Consider the following 8,911-nt stretch of genomic DNA (forward strand, 5'->3'; position numbering starts at 1 on the left):
TTGTTGGGTTGCGGGTAATGTGCGGGATCTTTGATGTGTTGGGGGGCGTGGTGTTCTTCGTCGGCGCGTTGTTGAACGCGATGGTCGGCCTCTGCGCGCCGGGCAAGTTCGGCGGCGACGTGTCGCACCTGAACCTGCACAAAACCTTCTGCATTCCCCACGGCGGTGGCGGCCCGGGCGTCGGCCCGATCGGCGTCAAATCGCACCTCACGCCGTTCCTGCCAGGCCACGGCCACATGGAGCGCAAAGAAGGCGCGGTCTGCGCAGCACCGTTCGGCAGCGCGAGCATTCTGCCGATCACCTGGATGTACATTCGCATGATGGGCGGCGCGGGCCTGAAGCGCGCTTCGCAACTGGCGATCCTCAATGCCAACTACATTTCCCGTCGCCTCGAAGAGCACTACCCAGTGCTGTACACCGGCAGCAACGGTCTGGTGGCGCACGAATGCATCCTCGACCTGCGTCCGCTGAAAGACAGCAGCGGCATCAGTGTTGATGACGTCGCCAAGCGTTTGATCGACTTCGGTTTCCACGCCCCGACCATGTCGTTCCCGGTCGCCGGTACGCTGATGATCGAGCCGACCGAAAGCGAATCCAAGGAAGAACTGGATCGCTTCTGCGACGCCATGATCCGCATCCGCGAAGAAATCCGCGCGGTGGAAAACGGCACGCTGGACAAGGAAGACAACCCACTGAAAAACGCTCCGCACACTGCAGCGGAACTGGTGGGCGAGTGGACTCACCCGTACAGCCGCGAGCAAGCCGTGTATCCAGTGGCCTCGTTGATCGAAGGCAAATACTGGCCACCGGTCGGTCGCGTCGACAACGTGTTCGGCGACCGCAACCTGGTCTGCGCCTGCCCGTCGATCGAAAGCTACGCTTAAACGAATGAGGGGCGGGTGATCTGCCCCAATTTCAGAAACACCACAAATCCCTGTGGGAGCGAGCTTGCTCGCGAATGCGGTAGATCAACCAACAATGATGGTGCCTGACACTCCGCCTTCGCGAGCAAGCTCGCTCCCACAGGGAAATGTGCCAAGTCTGATTTTTCGCCAACTCCTATAACAAGAAACCGGAGAACCACTCATGTCGTTAAGCGTGTTCGACCTGTTCAAGATTGGCATCGGCCCCTCCAGTTCCCATACCGTCGGCCCGATGCGCGCTGCTGCGCGCTTCGTCGAGGGATTGCGTCGTGAAAACCTCTTGAGCGCAACCGCCAGCGTTCGCGTCGAGCTGTACGGCTCACTCGGCGCCACCGGCAAAGGTCACGGCAGCGACAAGGCTGTGCTGCTCGGCCTTGAGGGCGAACACCCCGACACCGTCGACACCGAAACCGTTGCTGCTCGACTGCAAGAAATTCGCGGCAGCGGGCGCCTGAACCTGCTCGGCGAACACAGCATTGCGTTCAACGAGAAAGAACACCTGGCGATGATCCGCAAGCCGTTGGCCTATCACCCCAACGGCATGATCTTCCGTGCGTTCGACGCGGCGGGGATTCAGATCCGTAGCCGCGAGTACTACTCGGTCGGCGGTGGTTTTGTTGTCGATGAGGATGCAGCCGGTGCCGATCGTATCGTCGAAGACGCCACCCCACTGACTTTCCCGTTCAAAAGTGCCAAGGACTTGCTCGCTCATTGCAGCACGTATGGTCTGTCGATCAGCCAAGTGATGCTGACCAACGAAAGCGCCTGGCGCTCGGAGGCGGAAACCCGCGCCGGCCTGCTGAACATCTGGCAGGTGATGCAGGATTGCGTGGCTGCCGGCTGCCGTAATGAAGGCATCTTGCCGGGCGGGTTGAAGGTCAAACGCCGTGCGGCGGCGCTGCATCGGCAATTGTGCAAAAACCCGGAATCGGCGCTGCGTGATCCGTTGTCGGTGCTCGACTGGGTCAACCTCTATGCGCTGGCCGTCAACGAAGAAAACGCCAATGGTGGGCGCGTAGTCACCGCACCCACCAACGGCGCAGCGGGCATCATCCCGGCCGTGCTGCATTACTACATACGTTTTATCCCCGGTTCGAATGACGACGGCGTCGTGCGTTTTCTGCTGACCGCTGCGGCGATCGGCATTCTCTACAAGGAAAACGCCTCAATCTCCGGCGCAGAAGTCGGCTGTCAGGGCGAGGTCGGCGTGGCTTGTTCGATGGCGGCCGGGGCCTTGTGCGAAGTGCTCGGCGGCAGCGTGCAGCAAGTCGAGAACGCTGCGGAAATCGGCATGGAACACAACCTTGGCCTGACCTGCGACCCGATTGGCGGACTGGTGCAAGTGCCGTGCATCGAGCGCAACGCCATGGGCTCGGTGAAAGCGATCAACGCAGTGCGCATGGCGTTGCGTGGCGACGGGCAACACTTCGTCTCCCTCGACAAGGTCATCCGCACCATGCGCCAGACCGGCGCCGACATGAAAAGCAAATACAAAGAGACCGCCCGCGGCGGTCTGGCGGTCAACATTATCGAATGCTGATCACGTCCTTAACGCCCTCTCCCGCCGGGAGAGAGCGCGTAATTAACTCCCTCTCCCTCCGGGAGAGGGCTGGGGTGAGGGGCTGTTGATTTTGCCCCCGTGCCCAACCCACATTTTCAAGGAGCTACGCATGTCCACCGAACAACTGTCGAAAACCCCGCTGCACGCTCTGCACATCGAACTCGGCGCTCGCATGGTGCCGTTCGCCGGCTACGACATGCCGGTGCAATACCCGTTGGGCGTGATGAAAGAGCACCAGCACACCCGCGAGCAGGCCGGGTTGTTCGATGTCTCGCACATGGGCCAGATCCGCCTGACCGGCGCCAATGCCGCCAAAGCCCTGGAAACTTTGGTGCCGGTGGACATCATCGACCTGCCGGTGGGCATGCAGCGTTACGCGATGTTCACCAACGAGCACGGCGGCATTCTCGATGACCTGATGGTTGCCAACCTCGGCAACGATGAACTGTTCCTCGTGGTTAACGCCGCGTGCAAAGATCAGGATCTGGCACACCTGCAAAAACACATCGGCGATCAGTGCACCATTACGGCGCTGTTCGAAGAGCGCGCACTACTCGCGCTGCAGGGTCCGGCCGCAGTAACCGTGCTGGCGCGCCTTGCTCCCGAAGTGGCGAAGATGACCTTCATGCAGTTCAATCGCGTGAACCTGTTGGGCGTGGAGTGCTTCGTCAGCCGTTCGGGCTACACCGGTGAAGACGGTTTCGAAATCTCTGTGCCGGCCGCCGACGCAGAAAAACTCGCCCGCGCCTTGCTCGCCGAACCTGAAGTGGCGGCCATCGGCCTCGGCGCTCGCGATTCGCTGCGCCTGGAAGCCGGCCTGTGCCTGTACGGCCACGACATGAACGCCGAAACCACACCTATCGAAGCCAGTCTGCTGTGGGCCATGTCCAAGCCACGCCGTGCCGATGGCGCACGGGCAGGCGGTTTCCCGGGTGCAGAACACATCTTCGCCCAACAACAGAGTGGCGTCGCACGCAAACGCGTAGGCCTGTTGCCACAGGAACGCACGCCGGTGCGCGAAGGCGCAGAAATCGTCAACGAGGCCGGCGACATCATCGGTAGCGTGTGCAGTGGCGGCTTCGGTCCGACGCTGGGTGGGCCGTTGGCAATGGGTTACCTCGACAGTGCTTACCTCACGCTCGATACGCCAGTCTGGGCCATCGTTCGTGGGAAAAAGGTGCAAATGCTTGTAAGCAAAATGCCATTTGTTCCACAACGCTACTATCGTGGCTGATTGACTGTTTCTATAAGTAACGCGGTTGCGTTATGCATGCACTAATGTGTAACGCAATCGCCATAAAACAGTGCACTTGCTAACAACCGATTCGAATATGAACTTTGCTTATAACGTTCGAAAACAATTGACCAAGCCAATCGTCTAAGCCCGCACTAGTGGACTGCCTAACAGCGAGCAAGCCCCGCAAAACCGGGGGGCTTTGCGGGGCTTGTTTTTTATCCCGTAGTTGGCGTAGAGTTTGTCCACTGTGTTTGCATGGGTCAGCTTGGAATCGTGACCTGGGCAGTAGCCTACAAGTTAGCTACATCCCGTTCGACGTCTTCTTACTCTCCTGCAACCAGCCCCAGTACTCTTTCATGAGAAAGAGGCTGTCATTAATTTATTGCGTCAAAGGAAATAAGAAATGTCCACACGTCAGAGCGGTACCGTCAAGTGGTTTAACGACGAGAAAGGTTTTGGTTTTATCACTCCAGAAAGCGGTCCGGATCTGTTCGTGCATTTCCGCGCCATTCAGGGCAACGGCTTCAAGAGCCTGAAAGAAGGCCAGAAAGTGACCTTCGTAGCAGTGCAAGGCCAAAAAGGCATGCAGGCTGACGAAGTACAAGCAGAAGCCTGATCTGTGTAACGAAAAAGCCCCTGATATTGATATCAGGGGCTTTTTTGTGCGCGCGAATCCGTAAAATGGCACTTCATTCAAGCGTCCAGAGGCTGCCATGTCGAAACACCTGCTCACTCCCCAGGGCGACTTTCCTGCTGTTGGCCTTGGCCGTCGGCTAGCCGCGATGTTCTATGACTTTCTGCTGTGCACCGCCCTGCTGATCGTGACCGGCTTCGCTTACAAGCTCATCCAGGGTTTGATCATCGGTGAAGAGCGTATGCGGGCGATGACCGATGCCGGGCAACTGGACGGCGATCCGCTTTACTCGACCGTATTGGTGTTGGTGCTGTTCGGTTTCTTCGCCAAGTTCTGGACCCACGGTGGGCAGACGCTGGGCATGCAGGTGTGGGGCATTCGTGTGCAGAACGCCAATGGCACCGCGATCAGCCTGTGGCAGGCGTTGCTGCGGTTCATGGTGTCGATTGCGTCGTGGTTGTGCATGGGGCTGGGATTCTTCTGGTCGCTGTACGACAAGCAGAAGCGCACGTGGCATGACATCTACTCGGATACCTGTGTGGTGCGGGTTCCGAAGAAGAACAAGTAATTCACATACACCAGATACCACTGTGGGAGCGAGCTTGCTCGCGAAGGCGGTGTGTCAGTCGATTTCAATGGTGACTGATACAGCGCTTTCGCGAGCAAGCTCGCTCCCACAGGTTTTGGGTTGTGTCTGAAAGATCTCAGGCGTTACCGGCCAGCTTCATCCGCGCCGCCTGGGTGAAATCCAGCATCCGCTTCAAAGGCCGAATCGCCTGCGGAATCAACGCCGGATCAACAAAGATCTCGTTCGTCCCTTCCTTCAAGCTCTTGAGCGTACGCTCAAGGGTGTTCATGGCCATCCACGGGCAATGTGCGCAACTGCGGCACGCGGCGCCGTTACCGGCGGTTGGCGCCTCGATGAAGACCTTGTCCGGGCACAACTGCTGCATCTTGTAGAAGATGCCGCGGTCGGTGGCAACAATCAGTGTCTTGTTCGGCAGGGACTGTGCAGCGGCGATCAATTGACTGGTGGAGCCCACGGCGTCTGCCAGTTCGATCACCGCAGTCGGCGATTCCGGGTGCACCAGAATGGCGGCGTCCGGGTACAAGGCCTTCATGTCTTCGAGCTGCTTGGACTTGAACTCCTCGTGAACGATGCAGGCACCGTCCCACAGCAGCATGTCCGCGCCAGTCTTGCGCTGAATGTAGGTGCCCAGGTGCTTGTCGGGCCCCCAGATGATGGTCTCGCCGTTGTCCATCAGGCTTTCGACGATTTCCAGTGCGCAACTCGACGTCACCACCCAGTCGGCCCGGGCTTTGACGGCAGCGGAGGTGTTGGCGTAGACCACCACCGTGCGCTCCGGGTGCTGATCGCAGAAGGCCGAGAACTCGTCGACCGGGCAACCCAGGTCCAGCGAGCACGTCGCTTCCAGGGTTGGCATCAGTACACGTTTTTCCGGGTTGAGGATCTTCGCGGTCTCACCCATGAACTTCACGCCGGCGACCACCACGGTCTTGGCCGGATGGGCATTGCCGAAGCGGGCCATTTCCAGGGAGTCGGATACACAGCCACCGGTTTCTTCGGCCAGGGCCTGAATCACCGGATCGCAATAGAAGTGGGCAACCAGCACCGCGTCCTGAGCCTTGAGCTCGGCGGCGATGGCGGAACGGTAATAAGCCTCTTCCTCGGCCGTCAGCGGTTTGGGCTGTTTGGCGTCGAGGTGAGCTTGAACCAGAAGGCGTTCGGAAATCTGCGTCATGTTCGCAAGACCTGCAGGCGCTTTCGCGCGAAAGTCGAGTATACACCCGGCTCCGGACCGCTTGAGGGTACCGCCGGGAGAGTGAGTTTTATCAGGCACGGACAGCGTTGAAGCTGCGCAAGGCTACAGAATATCCCGAGGATACAAAAGATGATTCTGACCTGCGTCAGCGCAACTGCACTGGAACAACGCACGTCCAAATCGCAGACAAAAAAAAACCCGGAAATCCTCACTTGCGTGGGCCTTCCGGATTTTCTAAACCGCCAAAAATGGTGGGTCGTGTGGGATTCGAACCTACGACCAATTGGTTAAAAGCCAACTGCTCTACCAACTGAGCTAACGACCCGCTGTGTGGTGGCGCGTATAATACTGATTTTTAAGGACTATTCAACACCTTTTTGAAAATAATCAAAAATAAGGTGTTGGATCGTTTACGCCGGCCGCTGCAAAGCCTTCCGCACGCAGTCGGCAGCTGTCGCATTTACCGCAGGCACGGCCTTCATCATCGGCCTGATAGCAGGAAACGGTCAGCCCGTAATCAACACCGAGCTTCACGCCCGCCTGGACGATTTGCGCCTTGCTCAGGTTCTGCAACGGCGCCTGAATGCGGAAACCGTTGCCCTCGACGCCAGCCTTGGTCGCCAGATTGGCCATACGCTCGAACGACTCGATGAACTCGGGACGGCAGTCTGGATAGCCGGAGTAGTCCACCGCATTCACACCGATGAAGATGTCGCGAGCGCCAAGCACTTCAGCCCAACCCAACGCCAGAGACAGGAACACCGTGTTGCGCGCCGGCACGTAAGTGACCGGGATACCCTCGCCCAGCTCTTCCGGGATATCGATGCTGGTGTCGGTCAGTGCCGAACCGCCCATTCCGTTCAGGTTGATGCCGATCACCTTGTGCTCGACCACACCCAGATCGCGAGCAACGCGCGCAGCCGCATGCAATTCAGCATGGGAGCGCTGACCGTAATCGAAACTCATGGTGTAGCAGGCGTAGCCTTCAGCGCGGGCCATGGCCACGACCGTTGCCGAGTCCAGACCACCGGACAGCAGGATCACCGCACGTTTTTCGGTTGTGTTCAGTTGTTCAGTCATTTCAGCGCCCCGGCTCATCATTCCATAGATATTTATGCAGCTGCAGTTGCAACCGCACTGGCAGGTTGTCCGCCACCACCCAATCCGCCAGATCCCTTGCGTTGAGGTCATGGTGACTTGGAGAAAACAGGACTTCGCCGGCACGCCGGTCGAGCCCGTACTGGATCAGCTTGGACACCGCCCAGTCGTAGTCTTCCCGCGAGCAGATGACAAACTTCACCTGATCGTTGGGCGTCAGCAATTCGATATTTTCGTACAGGTTGCGATGGGATTCTTTCGAACCCGGTGTCTTCAGATCAACAACGCGACTGACGCGCGGATCGACCGCCGAAATGTCGAGGGCACCGCTGGTTTCCAGCGAGACCTCATAACCGGCATCGCACAGCTGTTTAAGCAAAGGAATGGCGTTCGGTTGTGCCAACGGTTCACCGCCGGTGACACAAACGTAGCGCGGACGAAATCCGGCTACTTGCTCAAGGATATCGTCGAGCGTGCGGACGGTGCCGCCACTGAACGCGTAGGCACTGTCGCAGTATTGGCAACGCAATGGGCAACCGGTCAGGCGCACAAAAACAGTGGGCAGCCCGGCAGTCCGCGTTTCCCCCTGCAAAGAGTAGAAAACTTCGGTAATTCTCAATGTGTCTTGCATAGTCGCCACGGGCGTAACAGCTAAACAGGCTGTCCGCCTCCGTCAGGCACTTCAGGTAATCGCGCCAACGCGCGGACCACAAGAAGCGTGTTTCAGAAAAAGGGCGTGAATTCTAACGAAAAAACCCGCGACAGGCGCGGGTTTCTTCTAAACGGGTGCTGCGCCTGAAAAGCTCAGGCTTACATGCGCTGCAAATCGCGTTGGGCCAACTGAGCGGCGGAGGTACCCGGATATTGGGCCACCACCTGTTGCAGAATGCCTTTTACCTTCTCGGTGTGACCGAGGCGGCGCTCTACATCAGCCAGCTTGTACAGCGAATCCGGCACTTTGTTGTGCTTGGGATACAGCTGTGAAACCTTGGCGAAAGCCTGACCTGCACCTTGCAGATCACCCTTGGCCAGGTTCACTTCGCCCAACCAGTACTGGGCATTGCCCGCGTATTGGCTGTTCGGGTATTTGCGCAGGAATGCCGAGAAAGCCTGGCTGGCCTTGTCGAAATCCTTGGCTTTGATCAGGTCGAAAGCGGCATCGTAATACAGCTTTTCCTTGGCCGGATCAGCCGGTTCGCCACCCGCAGCAGGTGCCTGGGCAGCAGCCCCAGCGCCAGCGGCAGCACCGGCAGCAGCACTTGCATCGCCACCGGCAGAAGAATTCTCAGGAGTCGCGGCAGGTGCACCACCGGATCCTATGCGCCGATCAAGATCCTGGTATCGCTCCAGAGATTCTTGCTTCATGCGCGCAACTTGATTCTGCAGCTCTTCAATCACACCTTGCTGGCGCGATATCTGATCCTGCATCTGTTGCAGTTGGTTAAACAGCATGCCTTGTGCCGAGGCAGGGGCCGAAGCCGCTCCCCCGGCATAGGCGCCGTTCGTACCGTAACCCGCAGGCGGATAACTACTCCCGCTATTGTTATAACCGGAGTTGTCATCGACCACAGGAACCGCAGCCCACACCGCAAGCGGTGCGAGGGTGATAGGAAGATCTTTTTGTTGTGTAAGTGTGTTTTTCATATTGTATTTCTTTGTGTTTTCGTTTTGATT

The 8,911-nt window shown here is 58.3% G+C and carries 8 protein-coding genes, 1 tRNA gene and 1 pseudogene; 5 read left to right on the plus strand and 5 right to left on the minus strand.

Translation table 11 applies throughout. The features are described from left to right. The 5 genes and pseudogenes from ACIQVE_RS14820 to ACIQVE_RS14840 form a co-directional block, all read left to right on the plus strand. Positions 1–884 (plus strand): annotated as a pseudogene (locus tag ACIQVE_RS14820) (glycine dehydrogenase (aminomethyl-transferring)); the annotation flags it as partial. Between the two features lie 202 nt (positions 885–1,086). Beyond that, positions 1,087–2,463: an L-serine ammonia-lyase gene (locus ACIQVE_RS14825; RefSeq protein ID WP_402809480.1), complete on the plus strand. Its 1,377-nt coding sequence runs from the start codon at positions 1,087–1,089 to the stop codon at positions 2,461–2,463. A gap of 130 nt (positions 2,464–2,593) precedes the next feature. Beyond that, the gene (gcvT, locus tag ACIQVE_RS14830; RefSeq protein WP_402809482.1) at positions 2,594–3,718 is read left to right on the plus strand and encodes a glycine cleavage system aminomethyltransferase GcvT; all 1,125 of its coding nucleotides are present in this window, start codon (positions 2,594–2,596) and stop codon (positions 3,716–3,718) included. A gap of 406 nt (positions 3,719–4,124) precedes the next feature. Continuing rightward, entirely contained in the window at positions 4,125–4,337 is a 213-nt protein-coding gene (locus ACIQVE_RS14835; RefSeq protein WP_003227496.1) for a cold-shock protein, read from the plus strand. A gap of 97 nt (positions 4,338–4,434) precedes the next feature. Beyond that, complete coding sequence (locus tag ACIQVE_RS14840) at positions 4,435–4,923, plus strand: RDD family protein (RefSeq protein ID WP_402809485.1); 489 nt, start codon at positions 4,435–4,437, stop codon at positions 4,921–4,923. A 136-nt stretch (positions 4,924–5,059) separates the two neighbouring features. On the opposite strand, the gene nadA is transcribed toward ACIQVE_RS14840, so the two are convergent. From nadA to ybgF, 5 genes are all read right to left on the minus strand, one after another. Continuing rightward, complete coding sequence (gene nadA / locus ACIQVE_RS14845) at positions 5,060–6,118, minus strand: quinolinate synthase NadA (RefSeq protein WP_042560632.1); 1,059 nt, start codon at positions 6,116–6,118, stop codon at positions 5,060–5,062. A 270-nt stretch (positions 6,119–6,388) separates the two neighbouring features. Further along, a tRNA-Lys gene (locus tag ACIQVE_RS14850) sits at positions 6,389–6,464 on the minus strand. A 62-nt stretch (positions 6,465–6,526) separates the two neighbouring features. Continuing rightward, entirely contained in the window at positions 6,527–7,219 is a 693-nt protein-coding gene (gene queC / locus ACIQVE_RS14855) for a 7-cyano-7-deazaguanine synthase QueC (RefSeq protein ID WP_402809488.1), read from the minus strand. 1 nt (position 7,220) lies between these two features. Beyond that, the gene (queE, locus tag ACIQVE_RS14860) at positions 7,221–7,868 is read right to left on the minus strand and encodes a 7-carboxy-7-deazaguanine synthase QueE (protein ID WP_402809491.1); all 648 of its coding nucleotides are present in this window, start codon (positions 7,866–7,868) and stop codon (positions 7,221–7,223) included. Between the two features lie 179 nt (positions 7,869–8,047). After that, entirely contained in the window at positions 8,048–8,881 is an 834-nt protein-coding gene (gene ybgF, locus ACIQVE_RS14865) for a tol-pal system protein YbgF (protein WP_402809493.1), read from the minus strand. Between the last annotated feature and the right edge of the window lie 30 nt (positions 8,882–8,911).

Origin of the sequence: Pseudomonas sp. NPDC098747, assembly GCF_044760045.1 — a bacterium.
GTDB lineage: Bacteria > Pseudomonadota > Gammaproteobacteria > Pseudomonadales > Pseudomonadaceae > Aquipseudomonas.

What these genes read in the sequence shown, in the direction of transcription:
- ACIQVE_RS14840 (WP_402809485.1), top strand. Translation starts at nt 4,435, where the DNA reads ATGTCGAAACACCTGCTCACTCCCCAGGGCGACTTTCCTGCTGTTGGC.
- nadA (WP_042560632.1), bottom strand. Translation starts at nt 6,118, where the DNA reads ATGACGCAGATTTCCGAACGCCTTCTGGTTCAAGCTCACCTCGACGCC.
- ACIQVE_RS14825 (WP_402809480.1), top strand. Translation starts at nt 1,087, where the DNA reads ATGTCGTTAAGCGTGTTCGACCTGTTCAAGATTGGCATCGGCCCCTCC.
- ybgF (WP_402809493.1), bottom strand. Translation starts at nt 8,881, where the DNA reads ATGAAAAACACACTTACACAACAAAAAGATCTTCCTATCACCCTCGCA.
- ACIQVE_RS14835 (WP_003227496.1), top strand. Translation starts at nt 4,125, where the DNA reads ATGTCCACACGTCAGAGCGGTACCGTCAAGTGGTTTAACGACGAGAAA.
- queC (WP_402809488.1), bottom strand. Translation starts at nt 7,219, where the DNA reads ATGACTGAACAACTGAACACAACCGAAAAACGTGCGGTGATCCTGCTG.
- gcvT (WP_402809482.1), top strand. Translation starts at nt 2,594, where the DNA reads ATGTCCACCGAACAACTGTCGAAAACCCCGCTGCACGCTCTGCACATC.
- queE (WP_402809491.1), bottom strand. Translation starts at nt 7,868, where the DNA reads ATGCAAGACACATTGAGAATTACCGAAGTTTTCTACTCTTTGCAGGGG.